Genomic DNA, 25538 nt, shown 5'->3' with positions numbered 1-25538 from the left:
ATGGATGTCGCCGTGCGGGTGATCCCGTGCCTAGATGTCGACGCCGGTCGGGTGGTCAAAGGCGTCAACTTCGAAAATCTGCGCGACGCAGGCGATCCGGTTGAACTCGCGGCCGCCTACGACGCCGAGGGTGCTGACGAGTTGACCTTTCTCGACGTGACCGCCTCGTCGTCGGGGCGAGCCACCATGCTGGAGGTGGTGCGCCGTACCGCCGAGCAGGTGTTCATACCGCTCACCGTCGGCGGCGGCGTGCGCACGGTCGCCGACGTCGACATGCTACTTCGAGCGGGCGCGGACAAAGTGTCGATCAATACCGCCGCGATCGCACGCCCTGACCTGCTGGCGGAGATGGCGCGAGCATTCGGCTCCCAGTGCATCGTGTTGTCCGTCGACGCGCGCACCGTGCCGGCCGGGTCGCCGCCGACACCGTCGGGCTGGGAGGTCACCACACACGGCGGCCGGCGCGGCACAGGTATCGACGCCGTCGAATGGGCTTCTCGCGGAGCAGAATTGGGCGTGGGGGAGATCCTGTTGAATTCGATGGACGCCGACGGCACCCAGGCTGGCTTCGACCTGGCGATGCTTCGCGCGGTCCGGGCGGCGGTGACCGTGCCGGTGATTGCCAGTGGCGGGGCCGGAGCAGCTGAGCACTTCGCCCCGGCAGTGGCCGCGGGGGCCGATGCGGTGCTGGCCGCCAGCGTGTTTCACTTCCGCCAGCTGACGATCGGGCAGGTGAAAGCGGCGATGGCTGCTGAAGGGATTACGGTGCGATGACGCTCGACCCGACAATCGCGGCGCGTCTGAAGCGCAACGCCGACGGTCTGTTCACCGCGATCGTGCAGGAGCGCAGCAGCGGCGATGTGCTCATGGTCGCGTGGATGGATGACGAAGCGCTGGCCCGCACGTTGGAAACCCGCCAGGCGACGTATTTTTCGCGGTCCCGCGGCGAGCAGTGGGTCAAGGGCGCCACGTCGGGCCACACCCAGCACGTGCATTCGGTGCGCTTGGACTGCGACGGCGACGCGGTGCTCCTGGTGGTCGACCAGGTCGGCGGTGCCTGCCACACCGGTGATCACAGCTGCTTCGACGCCGACGTGCTGCTGGAGCCCGAGGCCTGACCGTGACCGCACGCACGCGGCAGCTATAAGGTTTGTGACCGTGCGGAAATCCCCGTTGCTGGCATGGGCGCTATGGGATTGCGGAGCGACGGGCCTCAACGCGGTCGTCATCACGTTCGTTTTCCCGGTGTATTTGACCGCGTCGGTGGGAGCCGGTGGGGGCACATCGCCGACGAGTTCGCTGGGCCGGGCCATGACGGTTGCCGGCATCACCGTCGCCCTGCTCGCCCCGATGACCGGAAGTTGGGTCGCTGACCCGCGACGACGCCGTAATGTGCTGACCGTCCTGACCGGGGCGGTGGCGGCGCTGACCGCGATGATGAGTTTGGTCCGCGACGACGCCCGCTACCTGTTGCCGGGCCTGATACTGCTGGCCGCCACCGCAGCCTGCAGTGACCTGGCCACTGTCCCGTACAACGCGACGCTGCGGCTGATCTCCACGCCGGAGACCTCGGGCAAAATATCAGGCTTTGGCTTGGCCGCAGGCTATGCCGGCAGCGTGACCTTGCTGTTGGCGGTGTATGTCGGCTTCATCGCAGGAGACGGGCCGGTGGCTGGCGCGCTGGGCATTTCGACGGCCGATGGTCTGAACGTGCGGATGGCGATGCTGCTGACCGGAGCCTGGTTTCTGCTTTTCGCGCTGCCTTTGTTGATTTGGGCGCCGAAACCGCCGGCCATACCCGGTGACGCTGCACCGGTCGCCGCGCTGAGCGCGGCTCGCCAGTTCTGGTCGGACCTTGTTGGCGAGTGGCGCCGCGACCGTAACGTCGTCTACTACCTGCTTGCCAGTGCCGTGTTCCGGGACGGGCTGACGGGCGTGTTCGCATTCGGGGCAGTGTTGGGCGTCAACGTGTATCGCATCTCAGAAGCCAGCGTGTTGTTATTCGGCGTGGTAGCAAGCACTGTGGCGGCGACGGGTGCTGTTTTCGGCGGTCTCCTCGACCAGCGTGTCGGGTCCAAGACTGTCATCCTCGGCTCGCTGGCCTCGATGATCGCGGTCGGGCTGTTGCTGCTGGCGCTGTCGGGGCCGCTGGCGTTTTGGGTATGCGGCCTCATGCTGTGTCTGTTCATCGGCCCAACCCAGTCGTCGGCGCGCGCTCTGTTGTTGCGAATGACCGCTGAGGGCAAGGAAGGACTGGCCTTCGGGCTCTACACCACCACCGGGCGAGCCGCAGCATTTCTGGCACCGTCGATGTTCTTCGCGTTCATCGATCTGTTCGGTGCTGACCGGGCCGGTCTGGGCGGCCTGCTAGTCGTACTCGGGGCGGGGCTGCTGGCGATGCTGCCCATTCGCGCGCCGGCCCGCCGGGACGAGCGCATCGCCGAGGTGGGTATTGCCGATTAGCTGCCGATCACAGCCCCGCTGCGCCGACTGCGACGAACGCAGCGCCGAACGCGGCCAGCAGGATTGCGACGTCGCGGCGACGACGCGATCGAACCCAGTTGTGCAGCGCTGTCATCGACGTGGTGGTGGTCTTGGGCGCCAGCAGATAGGCCAGCAGCGGAATCTCGATGAGCGCGAAGGCCACGGCGTTGAACATCAACAGCACTGCGACTTGCGTCAGGGCTGCGGCGCCGGAGGCGAGGATGACGGCTAGCGCGCCAAGATAGTCGACCGAAGGCAACGCGATCGCGAGGCCGGCCACGCCAGCGACCGACAGCGAAGGCCCGCTCAACAATCGTTGGGCCGGACTAGCCAACCTTGCCGGGCGCGAGCCCAACCGCCGGTGGACACCCATGCCCACGACGACAGCGGCCAATAACGCCAAAAGCCCGATCAGAAGCTGAACTCTGGGCAAAGTGAAGTAGCTAGGCCACAGCGGTGTGCGTCGAAACGCGAACAAGACAACCAGACCCACCGTCGTACCCATGGCGAAACCGCCAGCCAAAAACGCGAGTAGTTGCAGCGCCGGTCGAGGCCTGTTGAGCATGAGCACGGTCATCCCGAGTCGGAACGGTTCGACGCTGACGGCAAGGGCCATGACCAGGACAGTGACCAGCATTGGCAGTTCTGGGTGCGCCCAGCGGCCGGCTCAGGCGTCCAGCCGGGCGAACTGGTCCCGACGGTACTGCTCGACGCACGTGGCTCGCCGGATCTTGCCGCTCGTCGTGGTGGGAATCGACCCGGGTGCCACCAGTACAAGATCCCCGACGTTCAAGCCGTGTGCCTTGGATATCGCGGAGGTGACATCGCTTTTGACGCCGGCGAGCCAGTGCGTGGCCTCCTCGTCGGAATCGCCGCGCTTCTTGACCTCGATGATGGTGACCAGTTTCTCGGTATCGTTCATCGGCACCGAGATCGCCGCGACCCGACCACCTGTGATCTCCCGGACCGCTGCCTCAATGTCCTCGGGACAGTGATTGCGCCCGCGAATGATCAGCAGGTCCTTGATGCGGCCGACGATGAACAGCTCGTCCTCGTAGATAAACCCCTGGTCGCCGGTCCTCAGCCAGGAGCTGTCAGGTGTGCCCGGTGAGGGGTCGGCGAGCGTGGCGCCGAAACAGCGCTGCTCCTCCGGCGGTTTGCGCCAGTAGCCGTCGGCGACGTTGGCACCGTGTACCCAGATCTCGCCGACCGATCCCTGCGGGCACTCGCGGTGGGTGTCGTAGTCAACGATGCGCAACGTGGGCGACTGCGGCACTCGGTATTTGGCCAGCGCAGTGCCGTTCCCGGCTGCACACCGCTGGGCGCGGCCCGCGCCCAGCTCCCCGACATCGAAATGAACCGAGGGTGACGATTCACTCCAGGTGCTAGTCGCAACGAAGACGGTTGCCTCCGCTAATCCGTATGACGGGAAAATCATGTGATCCCGAAAATTGAAGTGCGCGAACCGATCGACGAACCGTTGTAAAGTCGTCGGCTCGACACGTTCGGCACCATTGATAATGCCCACCACCCCTCCGAGGTCGAGCCCGGCCAGGTCATCGTCGGTTGTCTTGCGGGTGGCTAAGTCGAAGGCGAAGTTGGGCGCCGCTGACCACGCATGCGGATTTTTTGCCAAAGCCTGCATCCATCTCGCCGGCCTCTCGGCGAATGAAATCGGACTGGTCAACTCGCCGCGCCAGCCGTTCAGAATCGGTGTGCAGAGTCCGATCACCAGACCCATGTCATGGTAGAACGGCAACCACGACACGACGGTGGTATCCGGCGGGGGTTTAACGTGGGCGTCGGCGAACATGCCGCGCATCAGCTGCTCGAAATTCACCTGGAGATTGCTGTGCGAGATCACCGCCCCGGTCGGCACCCGCGTGGAACCAGAGCTGTACTGCAAATACGCGATGCTCGGTAAATCGGCGTTCGAAAGACTTGCTCCGCCTTCGACATCCAGATTCATAGAATCGATTTCGACGATCTTGGGAACGGTGTCCAGACATGCTTGATCAACATATTCGGCGATATCTTCGGCGACCGCCGACGTGGTGAGAACAACTGACGGCGACGTGTCGGCAAGGACTGCACCGACGCGCTCATGACTTGAACCGCGATGCGGCAGTGGGAGCGGAACTGCGATCAACCCGGCTTGCATCGATCCCAGGAATGCCACGATGTATTCGAGGCTCTGGGGAGCGAGGATTACCGCCCGGTCTCCGACCGATCCATGAGCGCTGAGTTCGCGAGCCAGATTCATTGTTCGACGGGACAACTGCGACCAGGTAATGCTCTCGGGTACACCTGCCCAGTCGTTTGCGTAATCGGTGAAGGTGAACGCTATGTCATGGGGCCGCAGGCTGGCACGTCCGTGCAGCATCGAGAGAATCGATGACTGTGGCATAGGCGTCACATTACGTCGGTAGTAGTTCGTCGAACTTGTCGGCTCGCATTCTCGTCAACGTGGCCCGGTGGACAACACGGACATGGCACCGTTGAGGATCTGCGAGAACGGATCGGCGCCGCCACCGAAGGTGGCCTGGGTGGCCGGTGCGGTGACGGCCGCGGGGTCGAAGCCGTTCACCGGGTCCACCTGGACCGGAGCGGTCGCCGGATCGTCGTTGCGTGAATATGCGGCGTTCACCCGGGGCAGCAATATCGCGTCCAGCTTGTTCAGCGTGTCCTCGTCAATCCCGATGTAGGCCAACGGCATGACCAGCGGAAGGTGCTTTTCGGGGATCAAATACGTCGTGGTCGTCGCACCCCTTGAGTTCACCGTTGACCGGATGTTCTGCGGCGGCACCATGCTCGGATTGGTGAAGGCAACCGCAGTGTGTCCCGTAGCGAGGCCCATCAGTGTGTTGGCGAGGGCGAACAGGTTGTCGGGACGGTCGGGGAAGTCGGCGATCGAGTCGTAGGCGGAGATGAACATGTCGGTGTCGTACTGGCTTTCCACCGGAGGCGGTATGCGGTAGTCCATTGCGGGAACAACGGACCCGACCGGGAACATGGCAGTCAGGAAACTCTCACCGAAAGCGTGCCGCGCAATCGGGTCGCCAAACGTGGCGAAGTTCAGCTGGTCCGGCGGGGGAGCGGTCGGGTCGTTGGCAAGCCGCGCCTGGACGGCGTTGAGTACAAGCGCTCCCTCGGACAGGCCGATCGCGGTCCCGGGGCCACCGTTGCGGATCGCTGAATCGAGGTTGTCTTCCCCCTCGTCGACCGACTCGCCGACGCTGGGACCGTCCAAACCCATGCCAGGGAAGATGTCATCCCCGACCTTGCCGATGCCCGGGAAGAGGCGCTCCAGCACATGGCCCTGAACCTGCCCCGCGGGGTAGCGAACGATTTGTCGCTTCAAACCCGGGAACCATTCCTCGCCTTCGCGGCGGATGTACTCGTCATAGGGAATGCCCAGTACGTGCGCGCCCCCGAGTGCGAACGCGGTCCGGTCGCTTGACGTGCCGGGGGTCGACGTCCCACCGGTCGGCGTATCGTCGGCCGATGCGCTCTCGATGCCGAAATACCCCGTGGCGCTGACAGTTACCAGCGCCGTCACTCCTGCGAGTAGTTTCTTCATCCCTACTCCTGACCGCTCGGCTTCTCTAGTCTCACATACTCCGCCCATGCGCGCTGACCGTCCCCTACTCGGCGCGTCCGACTGCTGGCCGCGACGGCCACCAGTTCGCCCGCCCGACCAGCGCGGCGATGGCGGGAACCGTGACGGTGCGAACCAAGAAGGTGTCCAGCAGAATTCCGACACCGATCACGAAACCGCCTTGGACGGCGGTGCCGATGCTGGAAAACAACAGACCGCACATCGAGGCAGCGAAGATCAGACCGGCCGCAGTGATCACGCCGCCGGTCGAGCTCAGGGTGCGGATGATGCTGTAACGCATGCTGCCCGGAGACTCGTCACGCATTCGCGAGACAAGCAGCATGTTGTAGTCGGCCCCCACCGCGACCAATACCACGAACGCCAGTGGCGGAACGCTCCAATGTAATTGCTGACCGAGGACGAATTGGAACACCAGCGCACCGATACCGACCGCCGACAAATACGAAATGACCACGGAGGCGACCAGATACAGCGGCGCGACGACCGCACGCAGCAGCGCGATCAAGGTCAGTAGCACGACAAGCAGAGTTGCCGCGATGATGAACCGGATGTCGTGTTCGTAGTAGTCGCGGGTGTCGCGCAGACTCACGGTGTGTCCCGCCATCGATACCGTGGCGTCCGCCAATGCGGTATTGGGTTGGGCTCCCCGGGCGGCCGCGGTGATGGCATCGACCTGATCCATCGCTTCGGTGCTGAACGGATTGAGTTTGGTCTGAACTACATACCGGACCGAGTGGCCGTCTGGTGAAATGAAAACCTTGGCAGCCTTGGTGAACTCCTCTAGCCGCAGCAGTTCGGACGGGATATTGAACCCGGCCATTGCTGGCTGTGCCGCACCATCTTTGAGCGTCAACAGAAACGCCGCTGCCTTATCCAGCCCCGCGCCCATCTCTTTGACCTGGTCGACGAGTTTCCCCACCGCGTCAGCCACTTCTCGGCTTCCGCCGGCGAATCGCGATGCGCCATCTTGCAGGTTGGCCAAGTTGGCCTGCAGCCCGCCGGGTTTGTCCATTCCCAGTGAATGCATCACCTTCGTGAGGTTCGACAACGCACCACGCACTCGGGTTATCGATGCGTTCAGGGACTTTTTGTCCGGGAACGACTGCAGTTGCCGCGCCAGATCGTCGATCGCGTCGAGGTCTTCCTGATTCCGCCCACCGACCAGTCGTTCGAATGTCAGACGGGTGGCGGCGCAGGAATCGTCAAGATCGCAGACTGGGTTGCCCTGCAGTGCCGCCAACACCGGGCCTATCCAGCCGAACAGGTTTTTGCCGGCTGAGAAGTTCCACCCCATGGAGTTAGTGAGCGAGTTGACGTGGTCGACGAGCTTGGCTGCGGTGTCGACCTGCTTGACCAAGGCATCGCCGTTGGATTGGCTTTTCATCGATGCGAAGGAATCCGACACGTTCTGGATGCTGGCAGCGAGCTGGCTGACTTGGCCGCGGACGTGACCGAGGTTGTCGGCCAGCGTGCCGGCCCCGTCGGCCAGCCGGTTGAGGTCATCGGTGCGGCCGCTGATCTGGGCGGATCCCTTGGACAGAAAGGTGCCGATTGCGCCCGCCTGGTACGTGGCTCTGAATTCTTCTGGGACAGCTCCGGCGGGACGAGTGATACCGCTGACCGCAGCGACGTTCGGCAGCTGGCTGACTCGCTGCGCCATTTGCTCCAAGTCTGCAAGGGCCTCCGGCGTACGAAGGTCGTGCGGTGACTGGACGAGGATGTATTCCGGAATCGACTGGTTCACTGGGAAATGTCGATCCAACGCGGTGTACCCGATGGAACTGGGAGCAGAAGACGGCAGGGCCTTGCGGTCGTCGTAGTTATAGCGCACGAAGGCCGCGCAGCTGGCCAGAATGATCAAGACAAGCAGGCTGGCAACCAGATGACCCCGTGGCCTGCGCACGATGCGGATGCCCGAACGCCGCCAGAACCCAGCGGTCAGCTCGCGGCGTGGCTTGACCCATCCGCGCGGCCCGGCGAGCACCAGAATCGCCGGCAGCAACGTCACTGCGGCAAGGAATGCCACGCCGATCCCGATCGCCGATGACGTTCCGACCGTCTTGAAGACTCCCATTCGGGCGAAGCTGATGACAAGAAAAGTGATTCCGACGGTGGCAGCGGATGCGCCGATCACCTTTCCGATCGACATCATTGCCCGCTTGACCGCCTGATCGGAATCCACTCCCATCCTTAAATGGTCGTGATAGCGGCTGATAAGAAAGACTGCGTAATCCGTTCCGGCGCCGGCCATTATCGCGCTCAGGAACACGATGGACTGGTTCGAGACGCCTGCACCGGTCAGCTGGGAGTAGCCGGCCACGACCGCGTGCGCGATCGCCAAAGATATCCCGATGGATAGCAACGGCAGCAGCATCGTGATCGGGCTGCGGTAAACCACTAGCAGGACGATGAGCACCAGAACACCGATCGCCAGCTCAATCGGAAGCCGATCGTGTTCGCCGGCGACCGTGAGGTCGGCAACAGTCGCCGCCGGGCCGGTGAGGTGTGCGGTCAGGTGCGTTCCAGCAACCGTCTGTTTGACGATGCCCTCGATGCGGTTGAAAGCGGCGTAGGACTGCGGCGTGCCCAACTCGCCCGCAACTCCCACTGGCAGCACCCAGGCTTTGTTGTCCTCGCTCGTCAGGGCGGTGCGCAGGGACGGTGCGCTGACGAAATCCTGCAACATCAGGACATCTCGGGTATCCGCGCGCAGCGCGTCGACCAGTTTTCGGTAGGTGGCTTCGTCCGCGGGGCCGAGGCCGCGGTCGTTGGTCAGGACCACCAGTAGGAGGTCTTCTGAGCCCGATTCGTGGAACGCCTCGGTCATCTTTCGAGCGGTGACGCTCGACGGTGCATCGCTGGGCAGTATGGCGAGCGGATGCTTCTGGGCCATCTCGTTCAGGGACGGGAACGTCAGCGGCAGTGCCACAGCAATCGCGACCCAGATACCGATCACTACCCAGGGCCACCGCACCACAACATCGGCTAGCCGTTGCATATCGCCCTCATCCCTGCTCGACGCAGCCCATCGAATCGCTCCACGCTATGCGACGCGTCCCCAGTCTCCGCTGTCAGCGACCCGCACGCACACCGACCTCATCGCGGCCATATAGCGGGCCACTGATTTCTGAGCGACGGCATTATCGGGATGCATGATCGCCATTGCCGTGCCCTCGCCGTGCCGGAATATATAAATGGTCAACTGATATGAGTATCGGCCGTCCGGATAAATTCCTATATTATTAACGATGCCCATGTCGGCGACCGCCAGAACAGCGTTGAGCGGTGCAGCTCCGCCATGAAAAAAGTTCGATACCGGAAAGTTTGGCCCGGGCCACTTCAACCACGGGGCTAGCTCCAATACTCGATAATACGGCACCCTCGCCATATCCAGGCCCGCATCGAAAGAAGTCTGCGCCGACCACGCGGCTGCGCCGAAAGAGGTGGCAGCTATTGGCACCGTGATCGGGATTAAGCCGGTAAACCAGCCCTGTGTCATGAAATTGTCGGAGCCGGTGCGGGAATCCCTCGGAGTAAGGCCGTAATACGTGAGAGCACCCGTGAACTCATGCTCCACCAGGGCGAGGCAGGCGAACAGGCCCCCGACGAAACGGGCACCGGTTGCCGTGCAGGACGATTCAAATCGCTCTGTCTGTGCCGCGTCCATGAGGAGTTCGGAGGCCATGTCACTGCGAGTGGACTGCGACGGATTGCCAAGCGGAAGAGGGAATTCGGGAAGGCCACCACTATTGTTCTCGGCGAAATCAATCCACGTGCGCACCTGGGGCGAATCTAGGGTCAAGGTTGAGGTGTACTCGCGTTCGCGCACACAGAAATCGCCATAGTTGCCGGCACTGGGAAGCTCGAGAGGCTCACCGCCTGCGCTCAACGCCGAATACATTCCGTTGGCTTCCAGCATCGTCGTGCCGATCAACGTCGCATCCCCGTGGACATGATCCATAGCGGCAAAGAACGTGAAGTAGCTGTCGCTTTGGATTATCCCGAAGGTGAAGCAGCCCCACTCCAACGGGTTCGGTATGGCCACGACATGCGCGTGTATTTCCTCACGCGTCATACTGCCCTGATCGATCGGTACGAATTCAATTTCAGCCGGATCGCTAATCGCATGCCTAACGAACTCTCCATCATCGGCGCGTTCGAACCAACTGCAGAACGTGTCATGCCGACGCAGGTATGCGTTGATGGCGTGATTCATGGCCGAAATGTCACACTGGCCGGGTACTTCACAGCTAGCGATGATCTGCCGGGAAAAATTCTGTCCCGCGGCCGTACGTTCGCAATAATTACGCAGATGCTGGCCCTGCATGTAGCTGACCGGTACCGAGCTGACCGGCGCTTGCCGGGCCTTTTCGGCAGCTGCGGCGGTCGGGTGCCAAGAGGTGACCGAGCCCGGGGTCAACGTCCACTCATCGAGCGAGCCGACCGTAATTTTCCCGACGCGCAAGCTTCATCCTCCTTGGTTGGAACGACTCCGGTCCGGGCCGCGCTGGCAGCGAGATCAACATAGCCCGCTCTGTCATCACTGTCGCCCACTGTCGTCAGCACGCGTGGACACGCCTACACTCCTTCGCGGACCCAGTGGGCCGGCCGCGAAGATGGAACAACTTCGGCGTGGGACGCAGACCGGTAGGCATGCCTGACGAGGGGGTGCCCGGTGCCGGCACCGCGCTGGCCATGGTGGCGCCCCATACTGGCGCACGTGTAATACTGGCGCCCGGTCGGTGACTCTGCAGCCCATCGGGCCGCCCGTTGCGATCGAGTCTTCACCGTCTTCAGCAGGGAGGACAACGGCATGGCATCCGTCGGAGGCCACCAGCAGTCAGCACCAAGTTTTGCGATCGTCGGCTACGCGGCGCGTTTCCCGGGTGCCGCGGATGCAGACGGGTTCTGGGAGGTACTGCGCGAAGGCCGCGATGCCATATCGGAGGTGCCCGAGGACCGGTGGGATACCGGCGAGTATTTCGACCCGGAACCCGGTGCACCCGGGAAGATCGTGACCCGTCGTGCAGGTTTTGTCGATGACGTGACGGGGTTCGACGCGCCGTTCTTCGGTATGTCGACGCGCGAGGTCAGGTTGGTGGATCCGCAGCATCGGCTCTTGCTGGAGACGGCATGGCAGGCGGTGGAGCATTCGGGCACCGCGCCAACAGCGTTGGCGAACACCAACACGGGTGTGTTCGTCGGGTTGGCCACCCACGACTACCTGGCGATGGTGTCTGAGCAGCTGGCTCACGGCGAGATCGAAGCCTACATGGCAATCGGCACGTCTAGTGCCGCAGCGGCGGGCCGGATCAGTTATCGGTTAGGGCTGCAGGGCCCGGCGGTCACCGTCGATACGGCGTGCAGTTCGTCGTTGGTGGCAATCCACCAGGCATGCCAGGCGCTGCGCTTAGGGGAATGTGACCTCGCGCTGGCCGGCGGCGCCAACGTCTTACTTGCGCCCGCAACGATGATTACGTTTTCCCGCGCGAACATGCTCGCGCCCGACGGCCGATGCAAGACCTTCGATGCGGCCGCAGACGGCTATGTGCGCGGTGAGGGATGCGGCGTCATTGTCGTGAAGCGGCTTGCGGACGCGATCCGCGACGGTGACCGGATCCGGGCGGTGATCCGGGGTAGCGCGATCAACCAGGACGGTGCATCGGGTGGCTTAACCGTGCCGAACGGCGTTGCCCAGCAACGGGTTATCTCGGATGCACTGAAGCGCGCCGGTCTTGCCGCCAGCGACGTCGGATACCTGGAGGCGCACGGGACCGGGACGTCGCTGGGCGACCCGATCGAGGCCCAGGCCGCAGGTGCGGTGCTCGGCGCTGGACGCGAGCCGAACCGGCCGTTGTTGATCGGCTCGGTGAAGACCAACATCGGGCATCTGGAGGCAGCCGCGGGGATCGCGGGAGTGATCAAGGTCATCCTGTCCCTCGAGCACGGGTTACTGCCGCAGCACCTCAACTTTCGCAACCCATCGCCGCATATTCCGTGGGACCGGCTTGCGGTGCAGGTCGTGCAGGAGGCCACCGCATGGGAACGCAACGGCCGGCCCCGTATCGCAGGGGTCAGCTCGTTCGGCTTCTCCGGGACCAATGCACACGTCATCCTCGAGGAGGCGCCCGACGGAGTGGGTCAGAGCGCTGTGGCACCGATCTCGGCCGCGGGGTCCGGTGACCGACGGTTCAGTGTGCTTCCGCTCTCGGCGCGCACGCCCGCAGCACTGGTGCAGCTCGCTGATCAATACCGCACCTGGTTGAGCGCACATCCCGAGGCCACCCTGGCCGACGTGTGCTTGACCACCGGGGCCGGGCGAGCACACTTGGAGCACCGGGCCGCTTTAGTGGTCAATTCGAAGGAATCCGCCAGTGAGTTGCTCGGTGCGCTGGCGGACGATCGCCCGGCTCCGGGTCTGGTGCGCGGAGTATCCGATGACACGCCGAAGACGGCGTGGCTATTCACCGGCCAGGGCAGCCAGTACGTGGGCATGGCCCGCGAGTTGTTCGACACCGAGCCGGTGTTCGCCGAGACGCTGACCCGCTGTGCCGCAGCGGTCGCTGACGTTCTCGAAAAACCGCTGCTGGACGTCATTTTCGAGATGGATGGCCCAGACGGCGAGGAGACACTGCGGCAAACCACCTACGCCCAGCCCGCCTTGTTCGCGGTGGAGATGGGCCTGGCCCGGCTCTGGCAGTCATGGGGCTTCGAACCCGACGTGGTGCTGGGCCACAGCGTCGGCCAGTATTCGGCGGCCTGCGTTGCGGGCGTGTTCAGGCTGGAGGATGGCGCGCTGCTGATGGCCGAGCGTGGCCGTCTGTTCGGCAGTCTGCCCGCCGGTGGCCGGATGGTGGCGGCCTTCACCGCCGCCGAGCGCGTCGAGCGCCTCACCGACGAGTTTCCAACGCTGTCGGTTGCCGCCTACAACGGTGCTAACACCGTGCTGTCGGGACCTGTGCAGGATCTGGACCAGGCGCTGGCCGGGTTGACAGCCGAGGGTGTTCGGTGTGATTGGCTGGACACCAGCCATGCGTTCCACTCGGCGCTGCTAGATCCGATCCTCGACGAGTTCGAGTCGTATGCGGACCGGTTCGATTTCAGCCGCCCGCCACAACGGATTCTGGTGTGCAACCGCACCGGCACCGCGCTCGGCAGGAGCGTGAAACTCGACGGCAATTACTGGCGTCGCCACGCGCGTCAACCGGTGGAGTTCGCCAAGAGCGTGCAGACCCTTGCCGATCTGGGCTGCAAAGTGTTGCTGGAGATCGGTCCGCAGCCGGTGCTCAGCGCCGCAGCCCTCCGGGCATGGCCTGACCCTGCCACTGCACCGCGGGCGATCGCGTCATTGCGTCGAAACACCGCCGACCACCGCCAGATCACCGAAGCCCTTGCCGACGCGTACGTCCTGGGTCACCTACCCAACTTCGACGCTGTCGTAGGACCAGCGCGAAAGCTCGACCTGCCCACCTATCCGTTCCAGCATCGCCAGTACTGGTTCAGTGAGAAGCGGGTCCGGCCCACCAACCAGACCAACGCCGTGAGTACCGAAGCCATCCGTCTTCTCGAGGGTGGCCGCATCGACGAGCTTGCGGCCCTACTCGGCGGTGCGAACGGCGAGCACCAGACCCGAGATGTGCTGACCAGGCTTGCCGCTCAACACAACCAGCAGCGCAACACCCGGTCGATCGCGGATGCGCGCTACGAGTTTCGGTGGGAGAAGACCACCGCCATCGGTTCGGATGCGAATGCCGGCGGGGGATGTTCCGTCCTGCTCATCGGCCATGGTTCCGATGCAGTTCAGCCTCTACTAGACGCGCTGAGCGCGCAGGGACACCAGCATCGGACTCTCGAGTTGCCGGCGTCCGACGCGGACGAGGAACAGCTCGAGGCCGCGCTGCGCGCGGCGGTGGCAGACGAACCGACGTTACGCATTCTGCATGTCGCTGCACTCGACGCCAATACCGCACCGTCGATGCGGTCGCTGTTGCGGATGCAGCACCGAGTTCTGGGCGGAACACGGCGACTCTTCCGCGCCGCAGTTGCCGCTGACGTGCGCCGGCCCATTTGGTTGGTAACCCGCGGCGCGCAACACATCACTGCGATGGACACCATGGCACCGGATCAGAGTTGCCTGTGGGGATTCGGTCGCGCCGCTTCGCTGGAGTATCCCCAGGTGTGGGGCGGAATGGCGGATCTGGCGCACGGCAGTGCCGATGAATGGTCGCGGTTGATCGACCAGGTGGTGGCCGAGCCGCGCCGCGAAGACCAAGTCGCGCTGCGTGATCAAGCGGTCTATGTTCCCCGGTTGGTTCGATGCGCTGAGCAGCCGAGCACAGCACCGCTGGCACTGCGCAGTGACGCAACGTATTTGGTGACCGGGGGTCTGGGCTCGGTCGGGCTGGAAATAGCCGAATACCTGGCTGCGCACGGCGCCCGGCATCTGGCGCTCGTCGGCCGACGCTCACCCAGCGACGCCGCGCAACGGCGCCTCGATGCGCTGCGCGAACAGCACGGTTGCGAATTTCGGGTGGTTGCTGCCGATGTCGCCGATGCGCACGACGTTGCGCGCCTGCTAGCCACCGTGCAGGCAGACCTGCCGCCGTTGGCCGGTATCGTCCATGCCGCGGGCGAAATCGGTACCACCCCGCTGAGCGCCCTGGACGATGCCGAAGTGGATCGTGTTTTTGCCGGGAAAGTTTGGGGTGCATGGCATTTGAGCGAAGCGGCTGCGGAGCTGCAGCTCGACTTCTTCCTTAGCACCTCCTCGATCGCCTCAGTATGGGGCGGATTCGGTCAGACCGCCTACGGCGCGGCTAACGCCTTCCTCGACGGGCTGGCCTGGCGACTGCGCGAGCAGGGCGTCCCCGCAGTCAGCGTCAATTTCGGTCCCTGGTCGGCGGGGATGGCCGACGCGGACGCTCGTGCGCGACTAGACAAGCGCGGGATCTTGACATTGTCACCTGCCGATGCGCTGGCGGGTATGGCTGATGTGATCGCTGCTTCCCGCGGGCAGGGCGAAGCACCCGGCTGCGGACAAGGAATCGTGGCACGGGTCGACTGGGCCCGCTTCCTGCCGCTCTACCAGCAAGCGGGCAGGCGCTCATTCCTGGCCGAGTTGGAGGAGGAGGTGCCCGGTGTGGCCGCGGCACCAACGCAGTCGGGGAAGACCAAGCTGGTCGAGCAGCTCACAGGCGCTCCGGTGCAGCAGCGCAAGAAACTCTTGACCGATTACCTGCGCGACGCGGTGGCAGAGGTGACCCGCATCGATGCCGCGGAGATACGCGAGGACGCGGGGTTCTTCGATCTCGGCATGGATTCGCTGATGGCCATCGAATTGCGGCGCCGCATCGAGCAAGGAGTGGGCAAGGAGATATCGGCGACCCTGGCGATGGATTATCCGCGTCTGTCAGACGTGGCGGATTATCTGCTCGGCGACGTGCTCGAGCTCAGCGAGCAGGCATCGGCCAAGTCCCGGTCCCAGCCGGCCTCAGTAGTGACGACGCGCACCGATGAGCCGATCGCGATCATTGCGGTGTCGTGCCGTTTCCCCGGCGCGCCTGATCCAGAAGCCTTCTGGGAGGTGTTGTCCGGTGGTGTCGATGCGATCCGGGAAGTCCCGGATGACCGATTCGACATCGACGAGTTTTACGATCCGGATCCTGAGACCCCCGGAAAGATCTACAGCCGCTTCGGGGGGTTCCTGGACGGAATCGACGGATTCGATCCGGAATTCTTCGGTATCTCCCCGCGCGAGGCGGTGTGGATCGAGCCGCAGCAGCGGCTGATGCTCGAAACCGCATGGGAAGGCTTGGAACGCGCCGGATATTCCCCGGGTGCGTTGCGCGGCAGCCGAACCGGGATCTTCGTGGGGGTGGCTGCCAACGAGTATGCACATCTGCTGTCCGCCGGGCCGGTCGACAAGATCGAGCCGCACTTCATCACTGGCAATGCGCTCAATGCCATTTCCGGTCGGGTTGCCTTCGCACTCGGACTGGAGGGACCGGCGGTGGCCGTCGATACCGCCTGCAGTTCGTCGCTGGTGGCCGTCCATCAGGCCTGCCAGGCATTGCATTCCGGTGACTGCGATTTGGCGTTGGCCGGTGGCGTGAACGTGCTGCTGAGTCCGGTATCCATCATCGCCGCTTCCCGCGCCAGGATGCTTTCTCCTGCCGGACGATGCAAGACCTTCGACGCCTCGGCCGATGGCTACGTGCGCAGCGAAGGCTGCGGGATTCTGGTGCTCAAGAGGCTGAGCGACGCAGTGCGGGACGGCGATCGGGTTTGCGCGGTCATTCCGGGCAGCGCGGTCAACCAGGACGGTGCTTCCAGTGGTTTGACGGTGCCCAACGGTGGTGCGCAGCAACGACTTATCGGTGCGGCGTTGGCTCGCGCCGGCCTGGCCGGCGGAGATGTCGACTACCTTGAGGCACACGGGACGGGGACCCCGTTGGGCGATCCGATCGAGGTGCAGGCGGCCGGGGCCGCTTATGGAGCCGCTCGTGACGCGGACCGGCCGTTGCTGATCGGATCGGTGAAGACCAACATCGGCCACCTCGAATCGGCGTCGGGGGCTGCCGGTCTGATCAAAGTCGTGTTGTCGCTGCAGCACGGAGTACTGCCGCAAAGCCTGCACTTTGACGAACCGTCGCCGCATATCCCGTGGGACTCGTCGCCTGTTCGGGTGGTGGACAAGCCGACTCCCTGGGAGGCCAACGGCAGGCCGCGGCGCGCGGGCGTGAGTTCCTTCGGATTCACCGGCACGAACGCACACGTGCTGATCGAGGAGGCGCCGGCACAACCGGCGACCCCCGATGAGCACTCAACAGACGATGACATCGCGAACGGTCGAAACGAGTCGGTCAATGTACTGGCGCTGTCGGGGCGGTCACCGGAGGCGCTGGTGGCGTTGGCGCGGCGTTATGGAACCTGGTTGACCACCCATCCAGAGGTCGATATCGCCGACGTGTGTCTGACGGCCGGGGCGGGGCGTTCGCATTTCGAACATCGGGCCGCGCTGGTGGTGGATTCGGTCCGGAGCGCCGGCGAAGGCCTGGCCGAGCTGGCCGAGAACCGGCTACGGCCCGGCGCGGTACGTGGTGAGTGCACCGACCGGCCGACCACGGCGTGGCTATTCACCGGTCAGGGCAGTCAGTATCCGGGAATGGCGCGCGAATTGTTCGACGCTGAACCGGTTTTCGCAGAAACCGTGACACGTTGCGCGGACGCGGTCAAGGAGATACTGCCGCGCCCGTTGCTGGAGGTGCTGTTCGCCACCGACCGCGAAACCGGCGGCAGGGCCGGAGAAACGCTGAAGCACACATCATTTGCGCAGCCAGCGCTTTTCGCTGTCGAGATGGGCCTGGCCCGGCTGTGGCAGTCGTGGGGCGTGAATCCCGATGTGGTGCTGGGCCACAGTGTTGGCCAATACGCGGCGGCATGCGTGGCGGGAGTTTTCAGCCTCGAGGATGGGGTGCGGCTGATGGCCGAGCGTGGTCGGCTGTTCGGCAGTCTGCCCGAAGGCGGGCGAATGGTCGCGGTGTTCGCCGATCCCAAGCATGTCGAGGAAGTTGCCACCGAATTCCCTCGGGTGTCGGTCGCCGCCTACAACGGCCCCAACACGGTGCTCTCGGGTCCGGGAGCCGATCTCGAACAGATCGTCGCCAGGTTTGAGGACGACGGGACCCGGTGCAGTTGGTTGGAAACCAGCCACGCCTTCCATTCGGAGCTGCTGGAGCCGGTGCTCGGTGAATTCGAATCTTATGCAGCGCGGTTGCAGTTCGCTGTGCCGACGTTGCCGCTGGTCTGCAACCGCACCGGCGCCATACTCACGGCCGAAACCCCCCTGGACGCTCAATATTGGCGGCGGCATTCCCGCCAGCCGGTGCAGTTCGCCGAAAGCGTGCGCACGGTGGCCGCGCTGGGATGCTCGGTGTTGATGGAGATCGGTCCTCAACCGGTTCTGACCGGGGCAGCCGTACAGGTCTGGCCGGAGCATTTGGCCGCACCGCGCGCGATCGTTTCCCTGCGCAAGGGCGTAGCTGACCGGCGCCAGATCGCCGAAGCGCTGGCCACGGCCTATGTCAGCGGCCATCGGCCTGAGTTCGCTGCGCTGCATCACCAACCTCGTCGCAGAGTCGAACTGCCGACCTATCCGTTCCAGCGCCGCCGGTTCTGGCCCAAAACGTCCGACATCGCTGTGGACGGCGCGGCCGCCTCCGGAATCTTGGGCAGTGCAAAGGATCTCGCTTCGGGCGACTCCGTATACACCAGTCGGCTGTCCGTCAAATCGCAGCCGTGGCTGGCGGACCACGTCATCTATGGCACCGTCGTCGTTCCCGGGGCGACGTATGCGGCGATGGCCCTGGCTGCCGTTGGTCCGCCGGCGCGGGTGAAAGATGTCTTCTTCTATGAGCCGATCATCCTGCCCGAGAAGGATTCTCGTGAGGTTCAGCTGACATTGCGTCCGCTCGAGGACGGGGCTGGCTGGACCTTCCAGGTCCACAGCCGCCCGTACGGTGTTCGTGATGCCGACTGGTCGTTGAACGCCGATGGCACAGTTGCCTCCGGTGCCGACGACGATCCGACATCCGACCCGGCGGAACCCATCGACGCGGTAATCGAGCGGTCAAATCGCATGCGTCCACAGGAGCTGTTCGAGACTTTCGCCGACATGGAGCTGGCCTGGGGGCCCACCTGGTCCGGTTCCCTGAAGTCGCTGTGGCTCGGTGAGGGCGAGGCGATCGGCGATATCACGGTCGGCGAAGAATTGACCGAACAGCTCGGAACCGAGCCGATGCATCCGGTGCTGCTCGATTTGTGCACCGGAGTTGCCTTCCCGGCGTTCCCGGCACTTCTGGCGGCCGAACAGGGAGTGAGCGAACTTTTCCTGCCGTTGCGGTACGGGCAAGTGATGCTGCGGGAGAAGATGCCTCGCAGGTTTTACTGCCGGGCGAGGTGGCATACCGGCGGCCTCGACAGCGAGACCCAAGTCTTCGATCTCGACTTCGTCGGTCGAGACGGGCGCCACCTGGGCGGGATTCGCGAGTTCACGGTCAAACGTGCTCCTCGGGAGGCGTTGCTGCGAGGCCTCGGCGGCGATCCCACCAGGTTGCTGTATGCCCTTGGCTGGCACCAGGTGCCGCCGCCGGCATCGAGCAGTGGTATCGAGGTCACCGGAAACGGGGCCGGCACTTGGCTGGTTTCCGGATTCGACGAACTGGCGGCCGAGCTGCCGGACTGCGTCTCCTTTGACAGGGCCTCGACTTCAGCGGATTCCCAGCCCTTGGGGCAGCTGCTGACGCAGGCTCGAGAGCGCGGCCTGGCAATCGGCGGCATCGTGTGGCGCAGCGCCGGGCCGAGTGCAGAGGAGTCGAGCGCTGACGTTGCCGCGCGGCTGGAGACTGAAATCGCCCATCTGCTCAGCGCCGTGCACACCCTGCAGGCCGACGGGGTCGCCCCCCTTCCCAACGGGCTGTGGATCGTCACCGAACGAGCTGTGGCGACCGAATCGGGCGAACCGGTCGACCCGGTTCAGGCCGCGCTGTGGGGACTCGGACGTACCGTCGCCAACGAGGAGCCGGCTCTGCATTGCAGGCTAGTCGATTACGACGGATCCAAAGAGGCCGTGCAGTCGCTAGCTGGTCTTCTCGCCACCCCGATCGAGGAACCCGAACTCGCGCTGCGGCAAGGAAAGTTCCTGGCATCGCGGTTAGTGCCATGGTCGCGCAGCGGTCATCTCGCGGTGCCGCGTGGCACTGATTACGCGCTGATGCCCACTGAACGCGGCGCGATCGACAACCTCCGGCTGTCCGAGACAGAAGTGCCCTCGCCGGACGATGGCTATGTGCAGGTCCGGGTGGAGGCTGCGGGTTTGAACTTCCGGGATGTGCTCAATGTGCTGGGCCTCTACCCGGGTGACCCGGGCCCGATCGGCGGCGACTTTGCCGGCATCGTCACCCAGTTAGGTGGCGGTATCACCGGATTGGAGGTCGGTCAACGCGTCTATGGCTTCATGCAGGGTGCGTTCGCCAGCCGGTTCAATGTGCCGGCTCAGCTGTTGGCGCCGCTTCCCGACGGGTTGAGCGCGGTAGCGGCGGCCACCATCCCCGCGGCGGCGCTCACGGTCCGACTCGCGTTCGACTGGGCGCAGTTGAAGCCCGGTGACCGTGTGCTCATTCACGCCGCGAGCGGCGGTGTCGGATTGGCCGCCATCCAGATGGCCCAGCAGCACGGCGCGGTCGTCTTCGCCACCGCCAGCACCTACAAACGCGCGACACTGCACAAGCTGGGCGTGGAATATGTCTACGACTCGCGCACTACGGATTTCGCCGACCAAATCCTCGCCGACACCGACGGGGCCGGCGTCGACGTGGTGCTCAACAGCCTGACCAACGAAGGGTTCGTCGAAGCGACCGTACGGGCTACCGCCAAGAACGGGCGTTTCGCCGAGATCGCCAAGCGAGACATCTGGACTCCGGAGCAGATGGCGGCTGCCCGTCCCGATATCGCCTACGAAATCGTTGCGTTGGACACGGTTACCTTCCAAGACCCGGAGCGTATTCGCGGTTTGCTCGGCGAGGTGTCGGATGGGCTGGGTCGTGGCGACTGGGCGCCACTACCCGCCGAGATCTACCCGCTGACGGAGGCCAGGACGGCGTTTCGCCGGATGCAGCAAGCGCGGCACATCGGGAAGATCGTGCTGCAGATGCCGAGCCCGCTACAGCCACGCCGCGATCGGAGTTACCTGATCACCGGTGGACTCGGTGCCATCGGTTTGCATACGGCGTCGTACCTGGCCCAACTCGGGGCCGGCGACATCGTATTGACCAGCCGGCGCGCGCCCGATGCGGACGCACAACGGGCAATCGAGGACATCACCGAGCGCTACAAGTGCCGCATCCACACGTTCGCCGCCGATGTCGGCGACGAGTCCGACGTCGCAAAGCTGCTAGGGCGGATCCGCGCGGAATTGCCGCCGCTGGCCGGAGTAGCGCATTTGGCAGGCGTGCTCGACGACGCGTTGCTGTCACAGCAGAGCCTGGAGCGTTTCCGAACAGTGTTGGCGCCCAAGGCGTTCGGTGCGTGCTACTTGGACCGCTTGACGACAGGCGACGATCTCGACTTCTTCGTCGTGTCTTCCTCGGTATCCAGCTTGCTCGGTTCACCCGGCCAGGCCAACTACTCGGCTGCCAACGCGCTGCTCGACGGGTTGGTCGCGGAACGACAGGCGCGAGGCTTGCCGGCAACCGGGGTCAACTTCGGTCCCTGGGCACAGGGCGGCATGGCGTCTTCGGAGGCGGCACGCACCAATATCGGAGCGCAAGGACTGACTCTGTTGGAGCCCTCGGCTGCGCTGGCCGCGCTCGCCGAGGCCGTCGCCAACGGAACTGCGCAGGCAACCGTCATCAAGGCCAATTGGCAGCGCGCCGCGAAGATGCTGGGCAGTTCTCGTCCGCCGATTCTGGACCTCGTGTTGCCGAGCGCTGTCGCAGAGGCAACCGGCGACAGTGAGTTGCTCCGGCAACTGCAGGAGATACCGGTGGCGCAGCGCGCCAGCTTCCTCACCGAATTCCTGCAGCGCGAAGTGCAAGGTTTCCTGCGGCTCGCGCAACCACCCGCCGCAACCAGTCGGTTCCTGGACCTGGGCACCGATTCACTGATGGCGGTCGAACTCCGAAACCGGCTACACAGCCAGTTTGGTGGCGCATTCACGATCAACGCGACCGCGGTATTCGACTATCCGACGATCGAGGGCCTGGGGGAGTACCTCGCAGGTCAGATGCCCGAGTCGGAATCGGAGTTGGGGGAGGCGGAACCCGTCACGGCGACTGGCTGAACGCACGCTATGTAACGCGGCGCACTATGGATATTGAGGAAATTGGAAAACCCTTTAAGCGCGCTTGATGCGTTTTACCTACTTATGCCTGAGGGAAGCTATGTCAACACCGTCTATGCCTGAGCCGCAACCGTCGGAGCCAATGCCTGCTGAGCCGCCCAATCTTCACTATGCTCCACAGCCCGATGCCGCGATCGTTGTGCCAAAGCGCGCTCAGACTCACCAGTTCGCTTTCGACGGCGGTGCTGGTACTTACTTTGGCACTGCGGTACTCGCCTCCCTAATCACGGTGTGCACGCTCGGGATCTGTTACCCGTTCGCCCTCGTACTGCGGGAACGGTGGCGCGCGAAGCATTCCTACATCGAGGGCCGACAACTCGTGTTCAACGGAAGTGCGTGGGGACTATTCGGCTTATGGTGGAAGTGGCTGCTCCTAATCATCGTTACGGTCGGAATCTACGGATTCTGGGTTGGGCCGCGTATCGCTCGTTGGAAGTGGGAGAACACCTCTTGGGCGCGGCAGGAACAAACCTGAGTGTGGGGGCTCTGGCGACACGGCCCGGGAACGGGTTCATCAATTCGGACTGGGCGGAATAGGCCGTCACGACGCAGGCAGTGCGCCAGAGATTTAGGTCGGCTGTCACGTTTCTGATTTTGTCCACAGTTGGGTGTTTGTCCACAGAGCGGCGCTGCGCGGCCCATCGGGTCGGTGGACGGAGTAGAATCGCACGTATGTTCGATACTTTCCCGCCGGGCCCGGAGGCGCTCGAGAGTGCCGACGACGGGCTGGTGGTGGCCGCGATCGGCGAGTGGGCACGCGCGGAGGCCGCGGCATCGGCGCGCGGGCTCGCCGCCATTGCCGAGCTGGTGGCCCGGCGAGTCGAGGGCGGATCTCCCGAATGCGGACACTGGTCGTGTGACAACTGGGACTCCATGGCAGCTGAAGTTGCTGCTGCACAAGGCATTAGCCACGGGATGGCCTCAAGCCGGATGTATTTGGCTGTGGCATTGCGCGACCGGTTGCCACGGGTAGGAGCGGTGTTTCTCGACGGGAAGATCAGTGCCCGGCTGGCGGCGACGATCGTCTGGCACACCGACCTGATCAAGGACTCCCAGGCGCTGCAACTGGTGGACAAGACGCTGGCCGAAGATGCGGTGCGGTTTGGGCCGATGTCGGTCAACAAGACGGCGCAGGCCATCGAGGCGATTGTGGATCAATACGATCCGGGCGCGTTGCGGCGTACCCGGGCCCACGCGCGCAGCCGTGACGTAGTGATCGACTCTGCCGACGAGAAGTCGGGCACCGCACCGTTCTGGGGCCGACTGTATGCCACCGATGCCGCCGTGCTGGATCGGCGGCTGATGCAGATGGCTCACCAGGTGTGCGATGACGATCCGCGCACCGTTGCTCAGCGTCGCGCTGACGCATTGGGCGCACTAGCAGCGAATGCAGATCGGCTGGCCTGTGCGTGCGGGAATGCCGATTGCCCCGCGGGCGTCGACGGCACTGAGCGGACGACCGGTGTGGTTATCAACGTCGTTGCCGACGCATCGGCGGTGAGCAGCCTGCCTGACCCGCACCTGTCAGGCGAGCCCAAGCAGCGGCCGGTCACGCCTCATACCCCGCTGCATGAGGCGCTGGCACCCGACCCCGAGCCAGAGCCGCCGGGCGGCTGGGCTGCCAAGGCGCCAGCCGCGTTGATCACCAGCGGTGGTGTGGTGCCAACGTCGCTATTGGCCGAGTTAGTCAGGGGTGGCGCGAAGCTTCAGCCGGTGCGGCATCCCGGCGACGCCGCGCCGGAATCGGGATATCATCCGTCGGCTGCACTGGAGCGCTTTGTGCGCTGCCGGGATTTGACCTGTCGATTTCCCAACTGCGATCGCCCTGCCGAAATTTGCGATGTTGACCACACAGTGCCCTACCCGTTCGGGCCGACTCACGCGTCGAACCTCAAGTGCGTTTGCCGAAAACATCACTTGCTCAAAACGTTTTGGACTGCTTGGCGGGACGAGCAACGGCCCGACGGGACAGTGGTCTGGACATCACCCACCGGAGCGACCTACATCACCCATCCGGGCAGTCGCCTGCTGTTTCCCAGCCTGTGTCTGCCGACTGGTGAATTACCTTGGGCGGCAAAGGCAGACCCACCACCTGCTAACCGCAGTGTCATGATGCCGGTGCGACGACGAACTCGCGAACAGGACCGCGCGCGCCGCATCGACGCGGAGCGCGCACTCAACGACGCCCACATCGAAGAACGCAACCAGCCGCCACCCTTCTAGGTCACCGCCGTCCCACCGCTGCCCTGCGCTTGCTGGCTCGCCGACGATCCGGTGCCGGGAAGGGCGCACCGTAGTGGGGCACCTCCATCGGTCCGGTATGGCGTGCGGCGGTGATCGCACTGCGCATCGGCCGCGCCAAGGCCGCGAACGAGGCCATGTCGAAGACCATCGGTGTCAACAGTCGGTTGTGGACGTAACCGAACGCGCTGCCGGTGTCCGGATCGGCCCAGCCGAGGGTTCCGCCCAAACCGATGTGCCCGAATCCCTTGAGCAGTCCGGGAATGGGGGATTCGTGATAACCGAGATGGAATGGCATGGGCACGAACATGTTCAGGTCGGGCAGTACCCTGGGTCGACCGGCCAGCCCACGCGCCAACTCGCCGGAGAGGAGCTCGGCGGCGCCCTCGACGCGTCCGTTGTTGGCCAGTGCGGCATACATCTTGGCCAGCCCACGACCGGTCACGACGCCGTTGGCCGCTGGGACTTCACCGTCGAGAAATGGGATCTCGCCTTGCACAAAGGATTTCATGCCCGGGAAGTACATCGCGCCCAAAACCCCGGAAAACCGTAGTCCGGCGACTTTGGGTGCGACGAAGTTGACGACCGGATTGGCCTGGCCGCTTTGCGGCACCAAGATCTGTGCCACCTGGGTGGGTGCGTCGGCAGGTGGGCGACCGAGATGAACACCGTCGGTGTCGAGCGGACGCGCCACCTCGGTGCGAAAAAGTTCGCGCATTCCCAGCCCGGTCACCGATCGGGCCAGTCCCGACAGCAGCCAGCCGTAGGTCAACGCGTGGTAGGCCGGGAGCCCGTGCAGATGATCGACCGGGGCGGCGGCCAGTCGTTCCTCCATCAGGTGGTGATCCATTAACTCGGTTTTGCTGACGCCGTTGAGATGTGACAGTCCGGTGCGGTGCCGCAGCACGTCGCGAACGGTGATGCCGGATTTGCCGTTGGCGCCGAATTCCGGCCAGTACTCGGCGACGGGCGCGTCGTAGGACAGCAGTCCGCGGTCGACCAGGCGGTGGATGACAGTTGCGGCGACTCCTTTGGTCGCAGAGAACACCATCGACCCGGTGTCGGCCGTCCAGCGCACCTCGCCGGCTCGGTCGGACCACCCGGTCCACACGTCGACGACCGGCCGCCCGTCGATATACACCGACAGCGCGCCACCGCCGAAGCGGCGGCCCGGGAAAAGCTGCGCGAACAACCGGACCACCGCTCCGAAACGCGGATCTGCGGCACCCTGCACGCCGCGCGGCAGGCCGTCGTTGGCGCGCAGAAGCGATTGCTGCGTCATGGCATCAACGATGC

At 64.4% G+C, this 25538-nt stretch carries 12 protein-coding genes; 6 read left to right on the top strand and 6 right to left on the bottom strand.

Annotated features, from left to right (window positions below; translation table 11 throughout):
• The 3 genes from hisF to AC5Y49_RS19880 are packed head-to-tail and all read left to right on the top strand — an operon-like array spanning position 1 to position 2463.
• Positions 1-774, top strand: coding sequence for an imidazole glycerol phosphate synthase subunit HisF (gene hisF / locus AC5Y49_RS19890; protein ID WP_499890166.1), 774 nt, complete (start codon positions 1-3; stop codon positions 772-774).
• Positions 771-1118, top strand: a complete 348-nt coding sequence (gene hisI, locus AC5Y49_RS19885) for a phosphoribosyl-AMP cyclohydrolase (protein WP_499890164.1) — start codon at positions 771-773, stop codon at positions 1116-1118. Before hisF ends, hisI begins: the two co-directional genes overlap by 4 nt.
• Positions 1119-1152: 34 nt before the next feature.
• Complete coding sequence (locus tag AC5Y49_RS19880) at positions 1153-2463, top strand: MFS transporter (RefSeq protein WP_499890162.1); 1311 nt, start codon at positions 1153-1155, stop codon at positions 2461-2463.
• Between the two features lie 7 nt (positions 2464-2470).
• On the opposite strand, the gene AC5Y49_RS19875 is transcribed toward AC5Y49_RS19880, so the two are convergent.
• From AC5Y49_RS19875 to AC5Y49_RS19855, 5 genes are all read right to left on the bottom strand, one after another.
• Positions 2471-3121: a GAP family protein gene (locus AC5Y49_RS19875; RefSeq protein ID WP_499890159.1), complete on the bottom strand. Its 651-nt coding sequence runs from the start codon at positions 3119-3121 to the stop codon at positions 2471-2473.
• A 30-nt stretch (positions 3122-3151) separates the two neighbouring features.
• Positions 3152-4891: an AMP-binding protein gene (locus AC5Y49_RS19870; protein WP_499890157.1), complete on the bottom strand. Its 1740-nt coding sequence runs from the start codon at positions 4889-4891 to the stop codon at positions 3152-3154.
• A gap of 54 nt (positions 4892-4945) precedes the next feature.
• Entirely contained in the window at positions 4946-6064 is a 1119-nt protein-coding gene (gene pe / locus AC5Y49_RS19865) for an acyltransferase PE (protein ID WP_499890155.1), read from the bottom strand.
• A 64-nt stretch (positions 6065-6128) separates the two neighbouring features.
• Entirely contained in the window at positions 6129-9101 is a 2973-nt protein-coding gene (locus tag AC5Y49_RS19860) for an MMPL/RND family transporter (protein WP_499890151.1), read from the bottom strand.
• Positions 9102-9146: 45 nt separating this feature from the next.
• Positions 9147-10568 carry a condensation domain-containing protein gene (locus AC5Y49_RS19855; RefSeq protein WP_499890148.1) on the bottom strand — a complete coding sequence of 474 codons (1422 nt, stop codon included), beginning with the start codon at positions 10566-10568 and terminating at the stop codon, positions 9147-9149.
• A 348-nt stretch (positions 10569-10916) separates the two neighbouring features.
• On the opposite strand from AC5Y49_RS19855, the gene AC5Y49_RS19850 reads away from it, so the two are divergent.
• From AC5Y49_RS19850 to AC5Y49_RS19840, 3 genes are all read left to right on the top strand, one after another.
• A complete protein-coding gene (locus AC5Y49_RS19850) occupies positions 10917-21941 on the top strand; it encodes a type I polyketide synthase (RefSeq protein ID WP_499890145.1) in 11025 nt (3674 codons plus the stop codon).
• A 67-nt stretch (positions 21942-22008) separates the two neighbouring features.
• On the top strand, positions 22009-22476 hold the full coding sequence (locus AC5Y49_RS19845) for a DUF898 family protein (protein ID WP_499890143.1): 468 nt from the start codon (positions 22009-22011) through the stop codon (positions 22474-22476).
• A gap of 197 nt (positions 22477-22673) precedes the next feature.
• Entirely contained in the window at positions 22674-24224 is a 1551-nt protein-coding gene (locus AC5Y49_RS19840; protein WP_499890141.1) for an HNH endonuclease signature motif containing protein, read from the top strand.
• Position 24225: 1 nt separating this feature from the next.
• On the opposite strand, the gene lipL is transcribed toward AC5Y49_RS19840, so the two are convergent.
• Positions 24226-25524 (bottom strand): esterase/beta-lactamase LipL, encoded by a 1299-nt coding sequence (gene lipL / locus AC5Y49_RS19835; RefSeq protein WP_499890139.1) that lies wholly within the window; start codon positions 25522-25524, stop codon positions 24226-24228.
• Positions 25525-25538: the final 14 nt, after the last annotated feature.

The organism is Mycobacterium sp. NGS62 (assembly GCF_059812285.1).
Note: the sequence above shows the minus strand (reverse complement) of the source record. Positions and strands in the feature narration are given on the sequence as shown.

Excerpts from the sequence above, each read along its gene's own strand:
- hisF (WP_499890166.1), top strand. The coding sequence starts at position 1 with ATGGATGTCGCCGTGCGGGTGATCCCGTGCCTAGATGTCGACGCCGGT.
- hisI (WP_499890164.1), top strand. The coding sequence starts at position 771 with ATGACGCTCGACCCGACAATCGCGGCGCGTCTGAAGCGCAACGCCGAC.
- AC5Y49_RS19875 (WP_499890159.1), bottom strand. The coding sequence starts at position 3,121 with ATGCTGGTCACTGTCCTGGTCATGGCCCTTGCCGTCAGCGTCGAACCG.
- AC5Y49_RS19870 (WP_499890157.1), bottom strand. The coding sequence starts at position 4,891 with ATGCCACAGTCATCGATTCTCTCGATGCTGCACGGACGTGCCAGCCTG.
- pe (WP_499890155.1), bottom strand. The coding sequence starts at position 6,064 with ATGAAGAAACTACTCGCAGGAGTGACGGCGCTGGTAACTGTCAGCGCC.
- AC5Y49_RS19860 (WP_499890151.1), bottom strand. The coding sequence starts at position 9,101 with ATGCAACGGCTAGCCGATGTTGTGGTGCGGTGGCCCTGGGTAGTGATC.
- AC5Y49_RS19850 (WP_499890145.1), top strand. The coding sequence starts at position 10,917 with ATGGCATCCGTCGGAGGCCACCAGCAGTCAGCACCAAGTTTTGCGATC.
- AC5Y49_RS19845 (WP_499890143.1), top strand. The coding sequence starts at position 22,009 with ATGCGTTTTACCTACTTATGCCTGAGGGAAGCTATGTCAACACCGTCT.
- AC5Y49_RS19840 (WP_499890141.1), top strand. The coding sequence starts at position 22,674 with ATGTTCGATACTTTCCCGCCGGGCCCGGAGGCGCTCGAGAGTGCCGAC.
- lipL (WP_499890139.1), bottom strand. The coding sequence starts at position 25,524 with ATGACGCAGCAATCGCTTCTGCGCGCCAACGACGGCCTGCCGCGCGGC.